The organism is Mesorhizobium sp. M2E.F.Ca.ET.209.01.1.1 (genome assembly GCF_004010375.2).
Lineage (GTDB): Bacteria > Pseudomonadota > Alphaproteobacteria > Rhizobiales > Rhizobiaceae > Mesorhizobium.
This window is the reverse complement of sequence record NZ_SADP02001366.1, coordinates 1-280: the sequence shown is the minus strand read 5'-3', so window position 1 is coordinate 280 and position 280 is coordinate 1. Positions and strand designations below refer to the sequence as shown.

Sequence of the window (280 nt, the reverse complement as noted above, 5' to 3'; positions counted from 1 at the left end):
CTCCACCCCGGCCTCGGTCAGCACCGCGCGCCGGTTGACCCGGTGGAACAGTTTTCGCCCCATCTGCTCCTCGACGGTGCGGATGAGCTGGCTGACGGCCGCTGCCGAAACCGACAATTCCTCGGCGGCGGCCGCAAAGCTGCCTGTGCGCGCCGCCGCTTCGAAGGCCTGAAGTCCGCGTAAGGAGGGAAGGGCGACCATGACGATCCAATTAGATAAGCTGGACTTATCTATTTTGCAGAAATCCTCGTTTTTAGAAAGGTTTCTTTCTGGTTATCGT

1 protein-coding gene is annotated in these 280 nt (G+C 59.3%); it reads right to left on the bottom strand.

Going from position 1 to position 280, the window contains the following annotated elements; translation table 11 throughout:
* Nucleotides 1-201, bottom strand: a 201-nt coding sequence (locus EN852_RS40425) for a LysR family transcriptional regulator (RefSeq protein WP_135880017.1), incomplete at its 3' end; no start/stop codon positions are given.
* Between the last annotated feature and the right edge of the window lie 79 nt (nt 202-280).